18 protein-coding genes and 1 pseudogene are annotated in these 21,769 nt (G+C 68.8%); 12 read left to right on the top strand and 7 right to left on the bottom strand.

From position 1 onward, the window contains the following. Positions 1-75: 75 nt before the first annotated feature. The gene (locus DSC45_RS04200) at positions 76-2,511 is read left to right on the top strand and encodes an outer membrane protein assembly factor BamB family protein (protein ID WP_119287212.1); all 2,436 of its coding nucleotides are present in this window, start codon (positions 76-78) and stop codon (positions 2,509-2,511) included. Positions 2,512-2,744: 233 nt separating this feature from the next. After that, on the top strand, positions 2,745-3,581 hold the full coding sequence (locus DSC45_RS04195) for a class I SAM-dependent methyltransferase (protein ID WP_119287210.1): 837 nt from the start codon (positions 2,745-2,747) through the stop codon (positions 3,579-3,581). Positions 3,582-3,667: 86 nt separating this feature from the next. On the opposite strand, the gene DSC45_RS04190 is transcribed toward DSC45_RS04195, so the two are convergent. Then, positions 3,668-4,513 (bottom strand): GntR family transcriptional regulator, encoded by an 846-nt coding sequence (locus DSC45_RS04190; RefSeq protein WP_119287209.1) that lies wholly within the window; start codon positions 4,511-4,513, stop codon positions 3,668-3,670. A 278-nt stretch (positions 4,514-4,791) separates the two neighbouring features. On the opposite strand from DSC45_RS04190, the gene DSC45_RS04185 reads away from it, so the two are divergent. The 7 genes and pseudogenes from DSC45_RS04185 to DSC45_RS04155 all read left to right on the top strand — a co-directional run bounded on the left by DSC45_RS04185 (position 4,792) and on the right by DSC45_RS04155 (position 12,271). After that, entirely contained in the window at positions 4,792-6,060 is a 1,269-nt protein-coding gene (locus DSC45_RS04185) for an extracellular solute-binding protein (protein ID WP_119287207.1), read from the top strand. Positions 6,061-6,065: 5 nt separating this feature from the next. After that, positions 6,066-7,037 carry a carbohydrate ABC transporter permease gene (locus tag DSC45_RS04180; RefSeq protein ID WP_119287205.1) on the top strand — a complete coding sequence of 324 codons (972 nt, stop codon included), beginning with the start codon at positions 6,066-6,068 and terminating at the stop codon, positions 7,035-7,037. Beyond that, complete coding sequence (locus DSC45_RS04175) at positions 7,034-7,867, top strand: carbohydrate ABC transporter permease (RefSeq protein WP_119287203.1); 834 nt, start codon at positions 7,034-7,036, stop codon at positions 7,865-7,867. Before DSC45_RS04180 ends, DSC45_RS04175 begins: the two co-directional genes overlap by 4 nt. Positions 7,868-7,894: 27 nt before the next feature. Further along, complete coding sequence (locus tag DSC45_RS04170) at positions 7,895-9,523, top strand: beta-N-acetylhexosaminidase (protein WP_119287202.1); 1,629 nt, start codon at positions 7,895-7,897, stop codon at positions 9,521-9,523. Between the two features lie 204 nt (positions 9,524-9,727). Then, positions 9,728-10,522 (top strand): annotated as a pseudogene (locus DSC45_RS04165) (glycoside hydrolase family 16 protein); the annotation flags it as partial. Positions 10,523-10,650: 128 nt separating this feature from the next. Next, positions 10,651-11,193, top strand: coding sequence for a DapH/DapD/GlmU-related protein (locus DSC45_RS04160; protein WP_119287199.1), 543 nt, complete (start codon positions 10,651-10,653; stop codon positions 11,191-11,193). Between the two features lie 145 nt (positions 11,194-11,338). Beyond that, positions 11,339-12,271 carry an SDR family oxidoreductase gene (locus tag DSC45_RS04155; protein WP_119287197.1) on the top strand — a complete coding sequence of 311 codons (933 nt, stop codon included), beginning with the start codon at positions 11,339-11,341 and terminating at the stop codon, positions 12,269-12,271. 54 nt (positions 12,272-12,325) lie between these two features. Here DSC45_RS04155 and DSC45_RS04150 read toward each other — a convergent pair whose 3' ends face one another. The 4 genes from DSC45_RS04150 to DSC45_RS04135 form a co-directional block, all read right to left on the bottom strand. Continuing rightward, positions 12,326-13,246: a glycoside hydrolase family 16 protein gene (locus tag DSC45_RS04150; protein ID WP_119287195.1), complete on the bottom strand. Its 921-nt coding sequence runs from the start codon at positions 13,244-13,246 to the stop codon at positions 12,326-12,328. Between the two features lie 275 nt (positions 13,247-13,521). Then, positions 13,522-14,391 carry a carbohydrate ABC transporter permease gene (locus tag DSC45_RS04145; protein ID WP_119287193.1) on the bottom strand — a complete coding sequence of 290 codons (870 nt, stop codon included), beginning with the start codon at positions 14,389-14,391 and terminating at the stop codon, positions 13,522-13,524. Further along, a complete protein-coding gene (locus tag DSC45_RS04140; RefSeq protein ID WP_240434448.1) occupies positions 14,361-15,263 on the bottom strand; it encodes a carbohydrate ABC transporter permease in 903 nt (300 codons plus the stop codon). The genes DSC45_RS04145 and DSC45_RS04140 overlap by 31 nt, the downstream gene beginning before the upstream one ends. Before the next feature lie 44 nt (positions 15,264-15,307). Next, on the bottom strand, positions 15,308-16,561 hold the full coding sequence (locus DSC45_RS04135; protein WP_205571239.1) for an ABC transporter substrate-binding protein: 1,254 nt from the start codon (positions 16,559-16,561) through the stop codon (positions 15,308-15,310). A 247-nt stretch (positions 16,562-16,808) separates the two neighbouring features. On the opposite strand from DSC45_RS04135, the gene DSC45_RS04130 reads away from it, so the two are divergent. From DSC45_RS04130 to cobF, 3 genes are all read left to right on the top strand, one after another. After that, positions 16,809-17,219: a hypothetical protein gene (locus tag DSC45_RS04130; RefSeq protein ID WP_119287189.1), complete on the top strand. Its 411-nt coding sequence runs from the start codon at positions 16,809-16,811 to the stop codon at positions 17,217-17,219. A 182-nt stretch (positions 17,220-17,401) separates the two neighbouring features. Next, complete coding sequence (locus DSC45_RS04125; protein WP_119287188.1) at positions 17,402-17,797, top strand: VOC family protein; 396 nt, start codon at positions 17,402-17,404, stop codon at positions 17,795-17,797. A gap of 100 nt (positions 17,798-17,897) precedes the next feature. Continuing rightward, the gene (cobF, locus tag DSC45_RS04120; protein ID WP_119287186.1) at positions 17,898-18,710 is read left to right on the top strand and encodes a precorrin-6A synthase (deacetylating); all 813 of its coding nucleotides are present in this window, start codon (positions 17,898-17,900) and stop codon (positions 18,708-18,710) included. A 21-nt stretch (positions 18,711-18,731) separates the two neighbouring features. Here the strand turns inward: cobF and DSC45_RS04115 are convergent, their stop codons facing one another. Together DSC45_RS04115 and modA are read right to left on the bottom strand one after the other, a co-directional pair. Further along, the gene (locus DSC45_RS04115) at positions 18,732-20,726 is read right to left on the bottom strand and encodes an ABC transporter permease (RefSeq protein ID WP_119287184.1); all 1,995 of its coding nucleotides are present in this window, start codon (positions 20,724-20,726) and stop codon (positions 18,732-18,734) included. Positions 20,727-20,829: 103 nt separating this feature from the next. Next, on the bottom strand, positions 20,830-21,627 hold the full coding sequence (gene modA / locus DSC45_RS04110; protein ID WP_119287182.1) for a molybdate ABC transporter substrate-binding protein: 798 nt from the start codon (positions 21,625-21,627) through the stop codon (positions 20,830-20,832). Positions 21,628-21,769 lie beyond the last annotated feature (142 nt).

The following is a 21,769-nucleotide window of genomic DNA, read 5'->3' as shown; positions in this document are numbered from 1 at the left end:
TCCCAGGTTGACGGCGGTGGCCTCGGTCGGCCTAGGCTCGGCCCGAGGACCAGGGGGAATCGGGGGATACCACTCATGGGGCGACCTGTGCGTACGCGCCTGCGGGCGACCACGGCCGTCGCGGTGCTCGGCGCACTGCTCGCGAGCGGGGCCTGCACCGGCGGGGGTGACGACGACGGCAAGGACAAGCCGCGCCGCGTCATGCAGCCGAAGAAGCTGAAGAAGGCGTGGGAGGCGCGGGCCGTGGTCGACGCGGCGGGCGCCGACGGCGGTGCCGCAGCCTGGATCGGCAAGGGCACGCTCGCCGTGCGCGACGGGGATGACCTCCACGGGTACGACACGAGCTCGGGCAAGCAGCGCTGGACGTTGAAGGCGCCCGAGGGCACGAGCGGTGTCTGCGGGATGTCGGACGAGCCCAGCAAGTCCGGTCTCGGCGCGCTGTTCCTCACCGCGCAGAAGAAGGGCGACTGCAGCTACGCCGCCGCGGTGGACCTGGCGGACGGCGAGGTCGAGTGGGCCAAGGACGTCGGCAAGATGAAGGGTTCCTACGGAAAGAGCGACATCAGCATCGGGGACGAGGCGCTCACCGTCACCCTCGATTGCTACGGCGTGAAGCAGTTCCGGGCGCAGGACGGCACCTCACTGGGAACCCGTCTCGAGAGCGACAAGGCCTGCGCACACGAAGTCGACCACAACGGCCGCCATCTCGCCGTCCGTGAGGCCCCGGTGGGCAACGCCAAGGAGAAGGTCCCGGGCTGGATCCGTGCCGCCGAAGGCGCCCCGGCCCACTTCGCCCTGTACGAGGGAGCGGACAAGAAACCGGTCTGGCGCACGAAGGCGCAGCGCGTGGGCGACGAACTGCACGGCATCGTCTCGGACGACCCGGTGGTCCTGGACGTCAGCCGGGCGAGCCACCGCCTCATCCAGACGTACGACTCGGCGGGCAAGCCCGTCCGCACCATCGGCAAGCAGCTCAAGCGATTCTCCAGTGGCAGCGGTAGCGCGAAGGTGGGCCCGTTCGCCCAGGGGGACACGCTGGTGATGGGCTACTTCCGGGACCCGGCGCTGTACGCCTACGACCTGGACACCGGCAAGGTGCGCTGGAAGAAGCGTCAGGACAGCGGGAGCGTCCTCGGCGTCTGGAAGGACAAGCTGCTGGCCGTACGCCAGGTGAAGGGCCCCAAGGGGCTCCCGGTCACGTGGCTGATGACGTACGGGATACAGGACGGCGAGGAACGCACCATCGGGCGGATCGCGGAGATCGGCGCACAGCCACAGCTGTTCGTGGGCTGGGACGACGACCGGATCTACCTGCGGCGCTCGGGCGAGTCCGGGGGCAGCGTCGTCGCGTACCCTCTGCCGGACTCCGGCGGGGACACCCGGCGATACGGTGCCGAGCCGATTCCGGTGGCGGGTGACCCGCCGCTGAAGAAGCACGGCTGGCGCAAGGGTGACGTGCGTCCGGACGCGGCGGCCAACGCGTGCGAGGCGGTGTCGCCGACGGCGCAGAAGTCGATGCGCGTGTACCGCGAGGGGATGCCGCCGCCCGCCGACTGCGCCTGGGAGGAGCGGGACGCGCCCCGGCACGCGGAACGGGAGCTGTCGGTGACCGTGACCGCGCACCAGCCCGGCGGGGAGGAGGAGTCCGACAGTGCGACGCCCACCGGTTCGCGCAAGCCGACGCCGGCGGTCACGGTGGCGAAGAAGGCGTTCCGCGACGCCGGTCGAGGAAAGATCGAGAACGAGGACGAGGACGAGAAGGTCCTGGCGGACGCGCACCCCCTCGACGGCCTGGGGGACGAGGCGAAGTCGACTGCGAATGACTCGGCTCGGGGCACTTGGCAAAGCGCCGACCTCCTGGCCCGCCACCGCAATGTGACGGTCCGGGTGAAGGCGAGGACGGAGGCGCTGTCGAGCGGCTTGTGGGGTGAAGTGCCTCCGCAGCACCGGGTGGAGGCGGCGGCGCGGACGGCGCTGGCCGACGTGCTCGAGCAGCTCGGGGCCGAGGTGCCCGCGTCCGAGAGGGCCCTGGCGGAGCCCACGGGGGGAAAGATCACCGAAGCCAAGCCCCTCTGTTCCAGGCTGCGTTCCGAGGCTGCCGGCCTTGTGCCGGGTGCCAAGGCGCAGGACACCACACCCAGGGGAGGGGCCGACGGGCGCGTCACCGGGTGCGACTGGGAATCCGACGCGGATCCGACACCGCATCTGACCGTACGGGTCAAGGCCCTGCCTGACTCCCCGCTGACCGGCCGGAGCGCGGCGAAACAGGCCGAGGAGGTCGTCACCTCGGCGGACGGCGGCGAACTGTCCGGCTTCGGCGACGAGGCCCGCCTCGAACGCGACTCATTCCGGCACAAGGCGAACATGAACCGCAACCACACACTCGTCGCCCGCGAGGGCAACCTGGTGGTGTACGTCGACTACCAGCGCTGGAACCACCCGACCAAGTCCCAACTCGACGCGGACGTGAAGCTGGTGGCCCGGCGGGTGCTGAGCGCGTACGGCTCGTAGGGTGCGGGCTCGTCGCTGCCCCGGGGCGAGCATCCCCCCGCCCCGGCGACCTCCTCGGCCGCCGTACCGGAATCCGCCGTGGCCCGCCTCCTCGAGACTCAGGGCGGCCGACGGACCCCACGGCACAGTCGGCATGAGCACCTCCCTCCAAGGTCTACTTAGGGTAGCCTTACTTACTCTGGCTTCCCGGGTCGGTACCGCGCAGGCAGCGGATGATGGGAGAGGTGAGCCCGATGACTCAGCCCAAACGCAAGCCCGAACTCGGCGCGGTCCAGGAGACGTTGCTGATTCCGCTGTACGGCCGAGCGGTGCAGACCCGCAAACGGCACGGGATGATCGACGACCCGCAGGCGGTGCGGATGGTCGACGGGATCGACTACGACTTCTCGCGCTTCGACGGTGCGAAGAGCCTGCTGGGAGCTACTCTCCGGACCCTGCTGTTCGACGTATGGGCCGAGGACTTTCTGCGGCGGCATCCGTCGGGCACGGTCGTCGAGCTCGGCACCGGACTCAATACGCGCTTCGACCGCCTGGACAACGGGAGCGTCCACTGGTTCGACCTGGACCTGCCCGACGTGATCGCACTGCGCCGCAGGTACTTCGAGGACACCGAGCGGCGCCGGATGCTGCCGGTATCGGTCACCGACCCCTCCTGGGCCGACACCGTCGCGGACAGCCCCGGCCCGTATCTCGTGCTCGCCGAAGCGGTACTGATCTACCTGCCGGAGGAGGACGTCGAGTCGGTGTTCCGGCTCATCGACGAACGCCTGCCCGGGGCCACCGTCGCGCTGGAGACCTCCGCACCCTGGATGGTCGAACGCCAGGACCGGCACGATGTGCTGGGGGACATGGAGGCCCGCATCCGCTGGTCCTGCGCGGATCCCCGGGACATGGAGACCTGGGTACCGGGCCTGCGCCTCGCCGAGAGCCGCACCCTCGCTCGACTGCCTGCCGCACTGCGCCGCTCGCTGCCGCTGCGCTATCGCCTGCTCGTGCGTGCCATGGGAGCTGTCCGTCTGAGGGACATCGAGGCCTATCGGTTCAACCTGTTCCGGCTGGAGCAGCTTTGACGTCGCGTCAGGTGTATGCGGCGGTATGTCGGGCATTTACGTCGGTCGATCGGCCAGGTGGGCTGCGGCCACCCGCCGGCGTGGCCTCAGCGCTCCGTCTGTACGTCGCCCGTCGTGGATGAGGTGATCGGGTCGCGATGGGTGAGGTCGCCCGGTGGAATGCCCGGATGGTGGCCGTCCCGGGCAGGTGGGACCGCCGTGCCGGGGTCCGGGCCGAGCGTCAGCCGGGACACGATCCGATAGCGGTCGCCGCGGTACAGGGAGTGGACGTACTCCACGGGGCGGCCCTCGGTGTCGGTGGTCAGACGGTCGAAGAGCAGCGCCGGCGAGAGGGCCGGGACGTCGAGGAGCTCGGCCTCCGCCTCGGTCACCACGGTCGGCTCGATGGCCTGCACCGCCTCCCGCACCCGGATCTGGTGATGCTCGCGCAGATGATCGTAGAGGTCGCCGCTCTCCAACTCCTCGGCTGTCAGGCCGGGGACGATCGACGCCGGGATGTGCAGGTGCTCGATCGCCATGGGCGCCCCGTCGACCAGTCGGAGTCGCGCCACGTACACCATGTCGGCCGCGGGGGACAGGCGCAGCTTGCGGCCCACCCGGGCGCCTGCCTGGACGGTGGCGAACTCCAGGAGCCGGCTGGACCAAGTGCCGGTCGCCGGCGGAGCGGTGAGTGTGTGGCGGTCGGACACCAGCTCCTGGGTGATCTTCTCCGGGGCCACGAACATGCCGCGGCCGTGCTCCCTGATGAGTACCCCCGAAGCGACCAGATCGTCGACCGCGGCCCTCAAGGTCGGCCGGGAGACGCCCAGTCGGGCGCAGAGCGCGCGCTCGGAGGGAATGGCGTCACCTGGGCTGCGTGACTCGACGAGTTCGAGGATCACCTCGCGGACCCGCTCGCGTTTGAGTACCGCCCCCGGCGGCTGCGTCTCCATCTGCTGTCGGCCTTCTTCCCTGCGGCACGTCCCGGGCCTGACCAGTCTGCCACGACCTGACCACAAGTGGCCTACTGGTAAGGCTAGTTTAGCCGGTCGGCCGGCTCGCGGCCTCCAGGTCGGTTAGCAAATCCCTTATATGCCAAGGGGGTTGACGTTTCAATTGGTCTATGCCAACTTCATCCATCGCCAACAGGTCAGGTATCCAGTTGATGCCACTGGTCAGGTGGTTGGGTTGCCAGCCCCCTCCGGGGCCGGCTCGTCCGCAGAGGTGAACCGTGAAGCTCCGCTTGCTTGCATGGGTGTCCGTATGTGTGGCGATCGCCGGCCTCAGCGCCTGCGGCTCCTCCAGCAGTTCCGGGGGAGCGGAGGGCGGGCGTACGACGATCGACGTCTGGCTGATGCGGGACAGCGTCTCGGCCGAGTTCCAGAACGAGTTCGTCAAGGGCTTCGAGGCCGCGCACCCGGACATCAAGGTCAAGATCCAGATCCAGGAGTGGGACGGCATCGGCGAGAAGGTCACCGCCGCCCTCGCCAGCAAGGACGCGCCCGACGTGATCGAGGCAGGCAACACTCAGGTCGCCCAGTTCGCCGCCAGTGGCGGCCTCACCGACCTCAGTGACGCCGTCGACGAACTCGGCGGCAAGCAGTGGCTCAAGGGCCTGGCGGAGCCCGGCTCCTACCAGGGCAAGCAGTACGGCATCCCGTACTACGCGGCCAACCGCGTGGTCGTCTACCGCACCGACCTCTTCGAGAAGGCCGGCATCGACCCGGCTGACATCAAGAGCCGCGCACAGTGGACCGACGCCACCGCGAAGCTCAACAAGGGCAAGACGCAAGGCATCTACCTGCCCGGCCAGATGTGGTACGCGCTCGCCGGATTCATCTGGGACGAGGGCGGCGACCTGGCCACCGAGTCCGGGGGAACCTGGAAGGGCTCCCTCGACACCCCCGAAGCCGTCCGCGGAATGGAGTTCTACAAGGAGCTCCAAGCCCTCGGCAAAGGACCCAAGGACTCCGACGAGGACGACCCGCCCCAGGCCGACGTGATGGCCAAGGGCGACGTCGCCCAGATCATCTCCACGCCGGGCGGCGCCCAAGTGATCACCGAGGCGAACCCCGAACTCAAGGGCAGACTCGGCTTCTTCCCCATCCCCGGAAAGTCCGCGTCGAAGCCCGGTGCCGTCTTCACCGGCGGCTCCGACCTGATCGTCCCCGCCGCCTCCGCGCACCCGAACGCGGCACGGAGCTTCGTCAAGGCGCTCACCGGCGACAAGTGGCAGAAGAAGCTGGCCGTCGCCATGAGCTACGTGCCCAACAAGACCACTCTGGCGAGCGCCGTGGCCGACGACCCGGGCGCCGCGGCCATGGCGGTGGGCGCGGCAAGGAACAGCCACGCCACCCCCAACACGCCCGCCTGGGCAGCGGTCGAGGCCGAGAACCCGATCAAGGACTACATGACCGCCGTCATCACCGGCGGCGCCACCGAGACCGAGGCGGCCAAGGCGTCAGAAGCCATCACCCGCGCCATGAACACCGGGTCCTGAGTGCAGTGCCACTCACTCGTGAACGGACCACCGCACCCGGGAAGGCACCCGCGCCACGCCGTGCCCCGCGTGCCGTCCGCACTCCCGCCCGGCCTCGCAGTCCGTGGCCGTACCTGCTGATCGCACCAGCCGTACTCGGCACCCTCTACCTGCTCGTCTACCCCCTGCTGCGCGCCCTGCTGATCTCCGTCCAGGACTTCGGGCTCCGCCAACTCATCCTCGGCGAGGCCGAGTTCGTCGGACTGGAGAACTACCGCACGCTGCTCACCGACCCCCGCTTCTGGGAGGTCGTACGCCGCACCTTCGTCTTCATGGCGATCAACGTCGCCCTCATCATGCTCATCTCGACGCTCGTCGCCCTGATGGTCGAGCGGCTCGGCCGCTTCGGCCGGACCATGGTCCTCAGTGCGCTGGTACTGGCCTGGGCCATGCCGGTGATCGCGGCCACCACCGTCTTCCAGTGGCTCTTCCACTCCGAATTCGGCTTTGTGAACTGGGCATTGAGGAGTCTTGGACTCGAATCCTTCGACCGGTACACCTGGTTCGCGAGCGGACCGGCCTCCTTCGCGATCCTGGTCCTGCTCATCGTCTGGCAGTCGGTGCCGTTCGCCGCGATCACTCTCTACTCGGCGCTCACCACCGTCCCAGGCGAGCTCTACGAGTCGGCCCGCCTCGACGGGGCGGGCGCCCGGCGGATCTTCCGCTCGATCACCTTCCCGATGATCCGGCCGATCTTCATGCTCGTCCTGTCGCTCGAAGTGATCTGGACCTTCAAGGCGTTCGTGCAGATCTGGGTGATGACCCGGGGCGGGCCCGGAGACGCCACCACCATCCTGCCGGTGTACGCCGTCCAGACCGCGCTGTCCGCCCAGCACTACGACCTCGGAGCGGCCGCCTCCATGGTCACCGTGGTCCTGATGTCCGGCGTGCTCGTCGCCTACTTCCGGCAGATGTTCAAGCAGGAGGCCGAGCTGTGACCCGTTCCCGAATCCGCCGGATCCCTCTCGACGCGGCGGCCGTACTGACCGTCCTCGTCTGCCTCTTCCCCGTCTACTGGATGGTCACCACGGCCTTCAAGCCCACCAGGGACATCCAGTCCGAGAGCCCGCAAATCGTCCCGTACACCTGGACCTTGGAGCACTTCCGTACCGCCGTCGACTCGGACGGGTTCGCCCTCTTCTGGCGCAACAGCATCCTCGTCACCGCGAGCGCGGTGCTGCTCGCGCTCGTGGTCGCACTCGGCGCCGCCTTCGCGGTGGCGCGGCTGAGATGGAGCGGACGGCGGCAGTTCATGCTGATGGTCTTCATCGCGCAGATGGCGCCCTGGGAGTCACTGATCATCCCGATCTACATCATCTCCCGGGACACCGACATGCTCGACCGGCTGCCCACCCTCACCCTCGTCTACTTCATGATCACGCTGCCGTTCACCATCGTCGTGCTACGCGGCTTCATCGGCACCATCCCGCCCGAACTCGAGGAATCCGCCCAGGTCGACGGCTGCACCCGGCTCGGTGCCTTCCGAAGAATCGCCTTCCCCCTGCTCGCCCCCGGCCTGATGGCCACCTCGCTCTTCGGCTACATCACGGCCTGGAACGAATTCGCCTACGCCAACTTCCTGATCATCAAGCAGCAGGACAGCCGCACCCTGCCGGTCTGGCTCTCCTCGTTCCAGAACACCTTCGGCACCGACTGGGGCGCCACCATGGCCGCCTCAACCCTCTTCGCCCTGCCCGCCCTGGCCATCTTCCTGGTCCTGCAGCGCCATGTGACCTCGGGGTTCGCCGCCGGGGCCGTCAAGGGCTGACCGATCCCACGCCCCGGAGGCCGACCTGTGTCCGCACCACGCGCCGAGATCTCCCTGGTCCCGAGACCGAGCCGGTACTCACCCCGGCCCGGTCACTTCCCCCTCGACCGGCACACGACCGTGCGCGCAGCCCCCGGCGCCGAGGACGCCGCGCACCTCCTGCGCATGCTCCTCGCCCCCGCCACCGGCCTGAAACTGCGCCCCTCCGCGACCGGAGCGTTCGTCCTGGCCCTCGACCCGCAGCTCACCGGCCTCGGCGCGGAAGGCTACGGCCTCACCATCAGTCCGAACGGCGTACTGCTCCGTGCTGCCCGACCGGACGGGCTCCTGCGCGGCATCCAGACCATCCGCCAGCTCCTGCCTCCCGAGGCCCTGTCGGCCACCCCGCGGCGCGGTATCACCTGGCAGCTGCCCTGTGCCGAGATCACCGATGTGCCCCGCCATTCCTGGCGTGGCGTCATGCTGGACGTCGCCCGCCACTTCCAGCCCGCTTCCTACGTACGCCACTACGTCGACCTGCTCGCCTTCCACAAACTGAACGTCCTCCAACTCCACCTCACCGACGACCAGGGCTGGCGGATGCCCGTCGCCGCCTACCCGAAGCTCACCGAGGTCGGCGGTCACCGCGCCCGTTCCATGGTCGGGCCCGCCGGCAGCACCACGTACGACGGCGTTCCGCACGGCGGGAGTTACACCAGGGACGAGCTCGCCGGCATCGTGGCGTACGCGGCCGAACGCGGAGTGACCGTCGTCCCCGAGATCGAGATGCCGGGCCACGTGAGATCCGCGCTGGCCGCCTACCCGGCACTCGGCAACGACCCCGACCGGGCGCTCGACGTCTGGACCGAATGGGGTGTCTGCGACACGACCCTCGGTGTCCACGACGCGGCCCTCGACTTCTGCCGCACCGTCCTCGACGAGGTCATGGACGTCTTCCCGTCCCCGTACGTCCATATCGGCGGCGACGAGTGCCCGACCGGTGAATGGGAACGAAGCCCGTCGGCGCAGGAGCGCATGGCGACCGAACGCCTGGCAGGGACAAAGGAGTTGCACGGCTGGTTCATGGGCCGCATCGGGGAGCACCTGCTCGCCCGAGGGCGCAGTCCGGTCGGCTGGGCGGAGACCGGCACCGAACTGCCGCCCGGCTTCACGGTCATGACCTGGCGCGACCCCGCACACGGCCGGGCCGCCGCCCGCCGCGGCCATCAGGTGGTGATGGCCCACTACCTCGCCACCTACCTCGACTACGCCCAGTCCGCCGACCCCGGCGAACCGCCTGGCCAGCCGGGCGCCGTCGTCGACCTGCGCGCCGTGCACGCGCACGATCCGGCGCCGAATGACTGGGATCCCGGAGAGGCTGCCCAAATCCTGGGCGCGCAGGCCCAGTTGTGGACCGAGTTCGTGCCCGGTCCTGAGCAGATCGAGTACCAGTCGTTCCCCCGTCTGTGCGCTCTGGCCGACCGCTCCTGGACCGGCGAGACCTCCTGGTCCCGGGACTTCCTGCCCCGCCTGCACGTCCATACGGCCCGTCTCGACGCCCTCGGCGTCCACCACCGCCCCCTCATCCCGTCGCGCCTCAACCGGTACGCGACGACGCCGACCGCCCCGCCGCGCCAGTCGCGGCGGGGCTGCACACAGGCACAACCCCCGCAGTAGCCCCCCACCAGGAGGAACACCGTGTCCGGAGCCCCACGAATCCGTCGACGTCACCCCGCCCACCGAGCCCGTCCCAGGAACCTGCGCATCGCCGTAGCCGTGGCCACCGTCACCGGACTCGCCGCAGTCACGTTGACGGCGACCGCCCAGGCGAGCGACGACAGCCGCGGCGAGCGCAGTGCCAAGGCCGCCGCAGGCGAAGCGCTCTTCGACGACTTCAACTACACCTCGCACAGCGACCCGGCGATCTCCGCCAACGGCTGGAGCGTCCGCAGCAACTCCGGCGGTCCCGGCGTCCCCGGAGCCACCTGGTCACCGGAGAACATCACCTTCGCCACCGAAGGCGAGAACTCCGTGATGAACCTGGAGACCTCCACCGCCGGCACACCCGAGTCGACCGAGCAGGCCGAACTCCTCTCCCAGAAGATGAAGTTCAAGGACGGCACCTACGCGTCACGGATCAAGTTCTCCGACGCGCCGAAGTCCGGCCCCGACGGCGATCGCCTCGTCCAGGCGTTCTTCTCGCTCAACGACCTCACTGCTCCGATGGCCGACGACTACTCGGAGTACGACTTCGAGTATCTGCCCAACGGCGGCTGGGGCGAGACGGACAACGTCCTGTTCACCACCTCGTGGGAGACGTTCCGCCCCGACCCCTGGGAGGTGGTCAACCAGCACACCGAGTCCCGTACCAGCTTCGAAGGCTGGCACGACGTCGTGTTCACCATCGACGACAGCACCATCAAGTACTACATCGACGGTGAACTCTTCGGCACCCACGACGCCAAGTACCTGCCCGAACGCCCCATGGGCATCTACTTCAACCAGTGGCTGATCGACCTCGAGGGCCAGACCTCCACCGAGGCCCGTGCGTACGACCAGCAGGTCGACTACGTCCTGCACGTCAAGGACGAGGCGCTGACCCCGGCCGAAGTACAGGCGAAGGTCGACTCCTACCGCTCCTCGGGCACCACCTTCGAGGACAACGTCCCGGACTGACGCGACCGCACCCGCGCGCACTCCACGGCCTCCGCCGCACTCCGCGGCGGAGGCCACCGTGCTGACACCCCCGGCCCCCGAGGTACACGGCGGAGACCGTGGCGCGCGCGCAGTGATAGGGATCGTGCATGTCCAACGACCGTCTGATGCGCATCCACAGCCCCGAGTTCAAGGCCATGTCCGAACGCGTCCTGCACGCCACCGAACTGACCTCCCGCCTGAACGTCCTGCCCTTCGACGACGAGGCGGGAAAGGCGGACCTGTTCGAGCGGATCCTCGGCAAGCCGCTGCCGGACAGAGTCACCGTCTATCCGCCTTTCTACACCGACCACGGACTCCGACTGGAGCTCGCAGAGCGGGTGTTCATCAATCAGAACTGCACGTTCCTCGACTACGCCGGCATTCGCCTGGCCGAGCGCGTGATGGTCGGGCCGAAGGCCACCTTCATCACGGTCGGCCACCCGGTCGACCCTCAGGAGCGGCGGGGCTGGCTGAGCGGAGGCCCCATCGACGTACAGGAGAACGCGTGGATCGGCGCCGGCGCCATGATCCTGCCGGGCGTCACCATCGGCCGCGATGCCGTGGTCGCCGCGGGCGCGGTGGTCACCGACGACGTACCCCCTGCCACCCTGGTGACCGGGGGCAAGGCGACGGTGAGCCGCCAATGGTGAGCCGTGGACGAAGGGGCCCACGGCACCGCAGGCCAGACCGGGTTGCGTACCCGCCGAACCGATACGACGCGCGGATCGCCTGCGGCTCACGACCCCACCGGGATGTCGCATCGGCATGCGAACGCGAGGCTGGGAGGCTCTCACCATGGACTTGTCAGGAAACGGTGCACTGAGGGACAAGGTGGCGGTGGTCGCCGGTGCCACGCGCGGCGCGGGCAGGGGTATCGCTGCGGCTCTGGGCGAGGCCGGAGCGACGGTGATCTGCACGGGACGCAGCAGCAGCCGTGGGGATGCCTCCATCCGGTCCGACTACGACCGCGGCGAGACGATCGAGGAGACTGCCGACCTGGTCACCCGGCTCGGCGGGGCGGGAGTCGCGATCCAGGTCGACCACCTCGAGTCCGGCCAGGTGGCCGGCCTGGCGCAGCGGCTGCGGAAGGACTACGGCCACATCGACGTCCTGGTCAACAGCATCTGGGGTGCCGAGGTACTCAAGGGCCCGCCACCGACGTGGAACACGCCTGTCTGGCAGCACGATCTCGACACCGGCCTGCGGATCCTGCGCCTGGCGATCGACACCCATCTGGTCACGTCGCACCACCTGGTGCCGTTGCTCGTCGACCGGCCGGGAGGGCTGCTCGTGGAGATCACCGACGGCACCACCGCGTACAACGCCGAGCAGTACCGGATCTCCGTGTACTACGACTTGGCGAAGGTCGCCGTGAACCGGCTCGGCTTCTCGCAGGGGCACGAGCTCGCGCCGTACGGGGCAACGGCGTTGGCGGTCACCCCCGGCTGGCTCCGCTCGGAGATGATGCTGGACAACTTCGGGGTCACCGAGGAGAACTGGCGCGAGGCCCTGGACGGGAGCGTTGCGGGGTACCCGGCCGCTCCCGCGGGCTTCGCGGCGTCCGAGTCGCCGTGTTTCGTCGGCAGGGGCATCGCCGCGCTGGCCGGGGATGCGGACCGGGCGCGCTGGAACCAGCAGTCGGTGACGGCCGCCGACCTCGCCAGGGCTTACGGCGTCACCGACGTCGACGGCACTCGGCCCGACGCGTGGGCGGAGATTGACGGCTGACCACGTACGGACCACGGCCCGGGTGGTGAGGTCACCACCCGGGCCGCGGAGTGTTCAGGCCGGCGGGGCGGCGTCGTCGGTCTCCACGCGCACGTGGTCGACGACGAGTTCCTGCGGGAAGGTCGTGCCGCCGTCGGGGTCGCCGGGCCAGTCGCCGCCGACCGCGAGGTTGAGGATCAGGAAGAACGGCTTGTCGAAGACCCATTCCTTGCCGTCGAGATCGGCGGGGGTCCGGGTCTGGAAGACGTTGCCGTCCACGGACCAGGTGATGGAGTCGGGGGCCCAGTCCACCGCGAAGGTGTGGAAGTCGTCGGCGAAGTCCTCGCCGCCGGGCAGCGAGTAGTCGGCGCCGATGCCGCCTCCGCCGGAGTAACCGGGGCCGTGCAGCGTGCCGTGTACGGTGCCGGGTTCGAAGCCGACGTTCTCCATGATGTCGATCTCACCGCTTGCGGGCCAGCCGACATCACCCATGTCCGCGCCGAGCATCCAGAAGGCGGGCCACATCCCTTGGCCGCGCGGGATCTTCATCTTGGCTTCCACGTGCCCGTAGGTCTGGGTGAACGTGTTCGCGGTGTTCAGCCGGGACGAGGTGTACTCGCAGGTGCCGTACCAGCATTGGTAGTTGGACGGATTCTCCTTGCGGGCGGTGATGACGAGGTGGCCCTCGCCGTCGAGTTGGGCGTTGTCGCCGCCCGGTGTGTAGTACTGCCGCTCGTGGTTGTTGACGTTGTCGCCGGTCTCCGTCTGCCACTTGCTGCTGTCCACCGGGGACCCGGCCGGGCCGTCGAACTCGTCGGCGAACGCGGCCGCCGACGCCTTCTTGTCGGCCGAACGGGGGGCTTCGGGTGAGGCCGAGGCCCCGGACGGCAGGGCTGCCGCGACGGCACAGCAGCAGGCCAGGGAGATGGCGCCGAGTGCGGCACGACGTTTCCTGGAAAGCCGTCGCACATGGCGTGTGGGGGTGTGCACGGTCATCACATCACTTCGTGGGGGGCATGTGCATGACATGTCCGTGTTTGAGGCTGTGCGTGTGTCGAGAGGTGAACGCATCACGGAACCTCTCCCGTCACATCTTTCACCTCTTGATATAAGGGCGTGCTCGAAGGCCCGTCAAGGGTTTGGTCCAGACCGGAGGTCGTAGGTGCCGGGCGCGGGTCGTGCGCGGGGTGACCAGTCTCGACGACACAACGGACAGACCCGGCACGGGACTTGAAGGCCCCGCGGACGTCGTCGGCGCGGGAGGTGGTGGATCAGTCGTCGATGCCCGACCGCTCCACCCCGGCCACGATCCACCGCTGGAAGAACAGGAACACCACCAGCAGCGGCACGATCGACACGGCTGCCGCGACGAACAGTTCGTGCAGCCTGATCACCTGTGACGTGGTGAAGGACGACAGCGCCACCTGCACGGTCCACGAGTCGCGGTCCTGACCGATCACCAACGGCCAAAGGAACGAGTTCCACGCGCCGATGAAGACGATCGTGCCCACCGCGGCGAAGACCGGACGGGAGTTGGGCACCACCACCTGCCAGTACGTACGCCAGTAACCCAGACCGTCCACCCGGGCCGCATCCTCCAACTCCCTGGGAAATCCCAGGAAGTACTGCCGGAAGATGAAGCACGCGAAGGCGGAGAACAGGGTCGGCACGATCAGCCCGCGCATCGTCGACACCCAGCCGAGGGACGAGACCAGCACGAAGGTCGGCACGAACGTGACCGAGGCCGGAACCATCAGCGTGCCGAGGATCGCGAAGAACACCTTGTTCGCGTGACGGTAGGGGATGCGGGCCAGACCGTAGCCGGCCAGCGAGGCGAGCAGGAGTGTTCCGAGCGTCGTCGCCACCGCGATCAGCGAGGAGTTCAGCAGCGAGCGCGCGAACGGCACGGATGTGTCGTCGAACAGCTCCTTGATGTTGCCCCAGCGCAGCGACGAGGGAAAGAAGGTCCACTCCGGCGAGGTGATGTCACTCTCCGACGAGAGCCCGTTGCGTACCAGGAGATAGAACGGGATCAGGAACAGGAGGGCCAGCGCGATCAACAGCGACAGACGCAGTGCGCGCCCCGCCCGGACTCTCGAGTCGTCTCTCACTACGCCTCCTTCTTCCCGAGTCCGAACCATTTCGCCTGCCCCACCGTCACCACGGCGATGATCAGGGCGAGAAGGATGGCACCCGCACTGCCGAGGCCGAGGTTCTGCCCCTGCCCGAGCGCCGTGTAATAGAGGTACACGAGCGGTGGTCGGGCATACGGCGGGTACCCGCGGGCGTCCGAGAGCAGGTTGTAGAACTCGTCGAACGCCTGGAAGGCGTTGATGACCAGGAGCAGTACGACTGCCACGGAGGTGGCCCTGAGCTGTGGAAACGTGATGTACCGGAACACCTGCCAGCCCGGCCGTGCCCCGTCCACGGCTGCCGCCTCGTAGAGCGTGGGACTGATCCGCTGGAGACCGGCCAGGAAGAGAACCATGTAGAAGCCGGCCTGCAGCCAGAGCCGCACCGTGACGATCACCGCCCAGTACCAGGGCGGATCCGTCGTCGCCAACCAGGCGACCTGATCGAGGTCGAACCAGCCGAGCAGGGTGTTGGCCAGTCCGAACCGCACCCCGTTGAAGATCGACATCTTCCAGATCAGTGCCGCCACCACATAACTGCAGGCAGCCGGCAGGAAGAACACCGAGCGGAAGAACGCCTGCGCGTGACGCTGCCGATTGACCATGAGGGCGAGCGCCAGCGAGAGGGCGTACGTCGTCGGCACGATGAAGAGCGAGAACACGAGGAACGTCCACAGGCTGTCGGTGAACGCGTCGTTCTGCAGCATCGCCGTGTAGTTGCCGAAGCCGACGAAGTCGCTGGGATTGACGGTGTTCTGCGCGTCGAAGAAGCTGAGGTACAGACTCCAGCCGAGCGGGATGTACGTGAAGACGCCCAGGCCCAGGAGGAAGGGCCCGACGAACACCCAGAACCACAGTGTGCGGTTCTGGGCTCCCCACAACCTCCTACGCTCAGTGGGGCGTTGGGCACGCGGGCTCTGCGCGGTCACGACTTCTTCTTCACCCGCCCGAGCTCCGCGGACACCTTGCGGACCACCTTCTTCAGCTCGCTCTCCGGGTTCGCGCCCTCCCTGATGATGCGGCTGAGTGCGTCCTGATAGGAGCTTCTGCTCGCCGGTGTCCAGAGCAGCGGCTCGGCGTGGCCGTGGTCCGTGGTGTACCGCACGGCGTCGGCCGCCGGACCCGTCCGAAGCTTCTCGGCCTTCTTCGCGAGCGAGATGCGGGCCGGAATGTGGAAGCCGTACTCGAGAGCGAAGTCCTCCTGGCGGTCGGTGCTGTCGATCCACAGCCACTTCAGAAAGTCCTTGCCGGCCTTCTGGTGCTTGCTCCGGGCGCTGACCGCCGCCGCGTACGCGCCGACCGGGACGGCAGGTTCGCCCGCGCTGCCGTCCTTGGGGAACGGCAGGACGCCGAAGTCGTCGCCGAGCTCCTTCTCCACCGTGGGCAGCGCCCACAATCCGCACCACTGCATGGCCGTCAACCCCTGGACGAACGCCGAGGGGTCGGACCAGTCGGCCGGAGCACCCAGGAGCAGCGACTTGTCGGCGTACAACTGGCGGATCTTGCCCAGGGCGCGAGCCGCGGCCGGGTCGTCGAAGCCGACCTTCCCGTCGTCGGTGACCAGTTCGAGCCCGGCCGCGAACAGCGGAGTGCCGCCCAGCACACCGGCGCCTCCGTCGTTGCCCAGGAACAGGCCCTTCACCTTCTTCGAGGTGAGCTTCTTCGCCGCATCGACGAGTGCGTCGAGGGTCTTCGGCGGCGCGACACCGGCGTCGGCGAGCAGGCTCTTGCGGTAGTAGAGCAGTTGCATGTCGACGACCTGGGGGATACCCCAGATCCGGCCGTCGTACGTCTTGGGGGCGAGCACGGCCGGGTTGAAGTCGTCCTTGACCCCCTCGAACAGATCGGTGAGGTCGACGACTTGCTTGCCCTGGATCTGGTCGAGCGAGGGCCCGTTCGCCTCGAAGACGTCGGGGCCGGAATCGGTGAGCAGGGCGGCGGCGGTCTGCTCGTCGTAGTTCCCGGGCCGCCACTGAACGCTGACGTTCGCCTTCTTGTAGGCGGCCGCGTACTTCTTCACGGCCTGCTCGGTGCCCTGTTCGCCGTACTGGTGGTACCACTGCGAGAGCTTCGGTCCGCTGCCCGAACCTCCCTCCTCCCGGCCCGTGTTGGATCCGCATGCGGTCAGCAGCCCCAATGCCGCGCCCGTCCCGAGCAATCCTCTGCGGCTGATGGTCACGGTTCGTCCCCCTGTTCGGCGTTTCACGGCTCGTGTCGACCGCCCAACGATCAACCATGCAGAAGGATTACGACAGGGGGACTACAGGCGTATGTCGTCCCACCCTGCCGAGGGGCCCGGAGGGTGGGCGGAATCCCAGTTGGGCCGTTCGGGGGCTTGTGCCGGAGCCTGAGAGGTCAGAGGTTCGCCCCGGCCCGTTCGGCGTGCAGGATGACTGACGCAAAGGCACGATCCCAAGGGGGAATTCATGGCCAAGCGCACGCTGGGCATCCTTGCCGCCACCGGTGCATTCGCTCTGACCGCAAGTCTCACCGGTGCCGGGACGGTACAGGCCAGCCCGTCCAAAACGCTCTACGGATGCCCGTCCGGCTATATCTGTTTCTACGAGAAGACTTCGGTCAAATCGAGGATCGTCTTCAAGACCGCCGGTAACTGGAAGGGCGGCGAATTCACCACTCACGCCGCCTTCAACAACGGGAAGCGGTACCCGGGCGCCGACCACGTCCGGTACACGTACCACTATCCGGACAGCCCCGAGAAGAACCGCACCGACTGCCACACCTACCACTCGACGGACAGTCCCGTCGCCACCCCGGGCGCCAGCGCCAGCTTCATCGAGCGCCACGTCTCGAAGGTCGAATGGGTCGGCTCCTGCTGAACCCGCCGGCATGAGTGTGCCCTCCGTCGTCGACGGAGGGCACACTCATGTGTGCTGCCCGGTGTCATCGACCGGGCCGCCGGCCGATAGCGGCGAATCCGCTCTGGCGCTGCTCGATCGGTACTGGAATTCCTCTGTGTTTCGGCCGACGCGTTCATGCCCCACGCCCTATTCTCACCGCCATGAGTTTTCAGCTGAAGGTCAGTGTCATCATGCTCGGGGTCCAGGACGTGGATCGCGCCAAGACGTTCTACGTCGAAGGTCTCGGCTGCGCGGTGGAACAGGAGTTCCCCGGGTTCGTCAGGTGCAGCCTCGGTGAGGGGTCCTCGTCACTTGCGCTGTACGCCTGGGATTCCGTGGCGGAGGACGCCGGAGTCCCCGCGGACGGATCCGGGTTCCGTGGGGCGTCCTTGCACTTCATCACCGACTCGCGGGACGAGGTGGATGAGGTCATGCGCACTGCGGTGGCTGCGGGCGCCACCGCAGTGCTGGAGGCGTCCGCGACCGAATGGGGCGGGTACTACGGCACCTTCAGTGACCCTGACGGCCACTTGTGGAAGGTCGCCACGGCCTCCTGACGGCCGCTTCGGCTGCTCGCGGGCGTCACGCGCTCGGGCAGGCGGCCCGCCATCACTGGTCGCGGCCGCCGTCAGGCGGCGGGCCTGCGAGACTGCGGGTATGAGCATGGAGCGACGACGCGTACTCGTGATCGGTATCGGAGCGGGGGACCCGGACCAGTTGACCCTCGCCGCGGTGAAGGCGATGCGGCGGGCCGATGTGTTCTTCGTCGTCGGCAAGGGGCCGGACAAGGCGGTGCTGACGGATCTGCGGCATCGCATGATCGAGGAGCACGCGCAGAGCCCGTACCGCGTCGTCGAGGTGGAGGACCCGAGCCGGGACCGGCGCCCCATGGGGCGTAGCGACTACGCCTCGGCCGTTCAGGACTGGCGTACCCGGCGCGGGGAGATCTTCGAGGTCCTGCTGCGCGAGGAGATGGCGGCGGGGGAGACCGCCGCGTTCCTCGTGTGGGGCGATCCGTCGCTGTACGACAGCACGCTCGGGATTCTGTCCGACATCGAGGCCCGCGGTCACGTGTCGGTCGCCGTCGACGTCGTGCCGGGGATCAGCAGCGTCTCGACGCTGGCCGCCAGGCACCGCATTCCCTTGAACCAGGTGGGCCGGCCCCTGCACATCACCCCGGCCCGCCGCCTCGGTGACGTGGGTCGGGGCGACGACGGCGACATCGTGGTCATGCTCGACGCGCACGAGTCGTTCACGGACGTCGAGAGCGACGATGTGTGGATCTACTGGGGTGCCTACCTCGGTACGCCGGACGAGCTCCTGGTCGCCGGTCCGCTGCGTGAAGTGTCCGAACGCATCAGGGAGTTGCGGGCCGAGGCACGTGCCCGGCACGGCTGGATCATGGATACGTACCTGCTGAGGAGTGTCGATCCGGCGACCGACGGGGTACGCGGAGGCGAGCGGGGATGACCGGGTCCGAGGCCCGCTTCCTCAGGTGGCCACGAGGGTGATCTCGGTGGCCTTGACGCTCGTGTAGACGGGCGTGCCGTCGGCGAGTTCGAGGTCTGCCGCTGCCTGTGGGGTGATCTCGGCGACGAGGTCGGGTGCCTGGTCGCCGGCCACGAGGACGCGGAGCCGGCTGCCGAGTGATGTGATCTCCCGGACGGTTCCGGGCCGGACGTTGCGGGGGGAGCCCTCCGGGTGCTCGCGGTGCAGCGATACCGCCTCGGGCGCGATGATGGCGAGCGCATGCGCTCCCTCGGCCGGCGGGTCGGCCACGACGAGGTGGCCGCCGTCGGCGAGCGCGAGGGTGCCCTGCGAAGTGCCGGTCCCGGCAAGGGCGTTGCGGCCCAGCATCCGTGCCACCCAGGGGGAACGCGGATGCCGGGTGACCTCCGAGGGCGTGGCGTCCTGCAGGGTGTGGCCGTCTTCGAGTACGAGGACACGATCCGCCAGTGAGACGGCCTCCACGGGGTCGTGGGTGACGATCAGGCAGACGCCACGAAAGCCCGACAGGTGGGTGCGCAGGGTGTGCCGGACATGGGCGCGGGTGGTCTGGTCGAGGGCGGCGAGCGGTTCGTCGAGCAGCAGCAGCCGCGGATCGGGCGCCAATGCCCTGGCCAGAGCGACGCGTTGGGCCTGGCCGCCGGAGAGTTGGGCGGGCTTGCGGCGGGCGAGGTGTCCGACGCCGAGCCGGTCCAGCCACTGTTGTGCGGCACGTCGGGCCTCGGTGCGCGGTACGCCCTGGGTTCGTAGGCCGTATGCCGTGTTGGACAGGGCGTTCAGGTGCGGGAACAGCGCGCCGTCCTGCGGGACCCAGGCCACGCCGCGCTTGTGCGGGGGGAGAGCGGTGACGTCCGTGTCGCCGAGCTGCAGCCGCGCGTGGGCCCGGGGAGTGAGGCCGAGCAGGGCGCGCAGGAGGGTCGTCTTGCCGGCGCCGTTCTCGCCGACGACGGCGATGGTGGTGCCGGGTGCCGCGTCGAGGGTGAGCTGGTTGAAGCCGGTGACGTCGGCGTGCAGGGGCCATCGCGGGGCGTCCCCCTCGGGTGCCGGGGCGGTCCGTTCCTCTGTGGCCGCCGGAGGTTCGCCCGGCTCTTCACGGCCTGTGACGGCGTCCTGCGCCCTACGAGCGGGCGAGCCTCCACCGGTCCAGCGTCCGCGCAGCGCCACCAGGACGGCCATCGCAATGGCCAGCAGAAGCAGAGACACCGAGGTGGCTGCCTCGGGCTGGTCCTGGAGGAGGAGATAGACCTGCAGGGGCAGGGTCTGGGTGGATCCCGGCAGGTTGCCTGCGAAGGTGATGGTCGCGCCGAACTCGCCGAGTGCCCGTGCCCAGGTGAGCGCAGCCCCGGCGGCAAGCCCGGGGGCGACCATCGGCAGCGTGACGGTGAAGAACACCCGTACCGGCGAGGCGCCGAGCGAGGCCGCCGTCTCCTCGTACGAGGGGCGCATGCCCGCGAGCGTGCCCTCCAGGCTGATCACGAGGAACGGCATGGCGACAAACGTCGCGGCCACCACGGCACCGGCGGTACTGAACGGCAGTACGACGCCGAATGTGTCCTCCAGCCAGGGCCCCAGCAACCCGCGCCGCCCGAAGCCGAGCAGGAGCGCGACTCCGCCCACCGTGGGCGGCAGCACCATCGGAAGCAGTACGAGCGACCGTACGAGGGTCTTGCCGGGGAACTCGACACGCGCGAGCAGCCAGGCCAGCGGAACGCCGAGCACGAGGGACACGCCGAGGGCGCTGAACGACACGTACAGCGAGAGTGTCAGGGCCTCGGTGACGGCGGGGCTGGTCAGGTGCGTGCCCAGGTCGCCCCATTCGGTGCGGGAGAGGATGCCGACGAGCGGGAGCAACAGGAACGCGATGGCCAGCAGGGCGGGCACCGCGAGGGTGAGTGGTGCGCGTGTCGCCTTGGAGCGAGGGGCGCGCCCGGATCGCTTCACCGCTGCGGGGTCGGCGCTTGCCTTGCGGATGTTCCTCATCGCGGTTCCCGGTTCTGGGCGAGCGGGGGAGACGGGCGTCTGGCTGTCCGCACCCCCGTGCCGGACAGCCCGACGCCGTCGACAGGCCGGTGAAGCAGCGGGGTCACGGCTGCTGGAAGCCCGCGTCCCCGAGAATCTTCTGCGCCTCGTCCGAGCTCAGCCACTTCACGAACTCGGCCGCCGCGTCCGTGTTCTTGGACGCCTTGAGGGTGGCGGCCGGGTAGGAGGCGATGGCGTTCTGTGCGTCCGGGATGTCGACGGCCTCGGCCTTGCCCTCCGCGGCGGTGACATCGGTCTTGTAGACGAGACCCGCGTCGGCCTCGCCGAGCTCGACCTTGCTCAGGACCGCGCGCACGTTGGGCTCCTGGGAGACCGGCTTCACTTTGATCTTCTGGGCGTCCAGGATCTCCTTGCTGTACCGGCCTACGGGCACCTCGGATGCGGCGAGCACGACCTTGTTCTGGCTCTCGGCGAGGTCGTCGAGCGTCTTGACCTTCTTCGGGTTGCCCTTGCCGACGGCGATGACCAGGCGGTTCTTCGCGATCACCGACGGCTTGCCGGTGTCCGAGGTCAGGCCGTCCATGGTCTTGGTGTCGGCGGTGACCAGTGCGTCGGCGGGGGCGCCCTGCTCGACCTGCGCGGCGAGTTCCTGGGAGCCCGCGAAGGAGAACTTCACCTTGGTGCCCGGGTGGTCCTTCTCGTAGGCGGCGCCGGCCGTCGCGAAGACGTCGGTCAGTGAGGAGGCGGCGAGCACGGTCAGCTGGGTCTTCTGACCGGACTGCTTCCCCGTGCCCGTGTCCTTCTTGCCGTCGTCGTCGCTGCCGCAGGCGGCGAGCGGGACGAGCAGGGCGGCGGTGACGGCCGCGGCAGCGACGCGTCGGGGCGTGACGGCGGTGAACATGGGGCTCCTCTGACTGCAGACGGCGGTGTCGCCGGTGAGCGGAAGCGCGGGCGTACGGGACGGTGGAGCCTGCGCGGTGGGTACGCGGTGGGGCTGCGGGGCGCATCACCCGGTGGTGGAGACGAGCGGGCGGGTGGTGCGG

Source organism: Streptomyces sp. YIM 130001, from assembly GCF_003574445.1.
Lineage (GTDB): Bacteria > Actinomycetota > Actinomycetes > Streptomycetales > Streptomycetaceae > Streptomyces.
The sequence above is the reverse complement of the archived record's forward strand: the minus strand, read 5'-3'. Positions and strand labels throughout refer to the sequence as shown.

Excerpts from the sequence above, each read along its gene's own strand:
- DSC45_RS04200 (WP_119287212.1), top strand. The coding sequence starts at position 76 with ATGGGGCGACCTGTGCGTACGCGCCTGCGGGCGACCACGGCCGTCGCG.
- DSC45_RS04195 (WP_119287210.1), top strand. The coding sequence starts at position 2,745 with ATGACTCAGCCCAAACGCAAGCCCGAACTCGGCGCGGTCCAGGAGACG.
- DSC45_RS04190 (WP_119287209.1), bottom strand. The coding sequence starts at position 4,513 with ATGGAGACGCAGCCGCCGGGGGCGGTACTCAAACGCGAGCGGGTCCGC.
- DSC45_RS04160 (WP_119287199.1), top strand. The coding sequence starts at position 10,651 with ATGTCCAACGACCGTCTGATGCGCATCCACAGCCCCGAGTTCAAGGCC.
- DSC45_RS04155 (WP_119287197.1), top strand. The coding sequence starts at position 11,339 with ATGGACTTGTCAGGAAACGGTGCACTGAGGGACAAGGTGGCGGTGGTC.
- DSC45_RS04150 (WP_119287195.1), bottom strand. The coding sequence starts at position 13,246 with ATGACCGTGCACACCCCCACACGCCATGTGCGACGGCTTTCCAGGAAA.
- DSC45_RS04145 (WP_119287193.1), bottom strand. The coding sequence starts at position 14,391 with ATGGTTCGGACTCGGGAAGAAGGAGGCGTAGTGAGAGACGACTCGAGA.
- DSC45_RS04130 (WP_119287189.1), top strand. The coding sequence starts at position 16,809 with ATGGCCAAGCGCACGCTGGGCATCCTTGCCGCCACCGGTGCATTCGCT.
- DSC45_RS04125 (WP_119287188.1), top strand. The coding sequence starts at position 17,402 with ATGAGTTTTCAGCTGAAGGTCAGTGTCATCATGCTCGGGGTCCAGGAC.
- cobF (WP_119287186.1), top strand. The coding sequence starts at position 17,898 with ATGAGCATGGAGCGACGACGCGTACTCGTGATCGGTATCGGAGCGGGG.
- DSC45_RS04115 (WP_119287184.1), bottom strand. The coding sequence starts at position 20,726 with ATGAGGAACATCCGCAAGGCAAGCGCCGACCCCGCAGCGGTGAAGCGA.
- modA (WP_119287182.1), bottom strand. The coding sequence starts at position 21,627 with ATGTTCACCGCCGTCACGCCCCGACGCGTCGCTGCCGCGGCCGTCACC.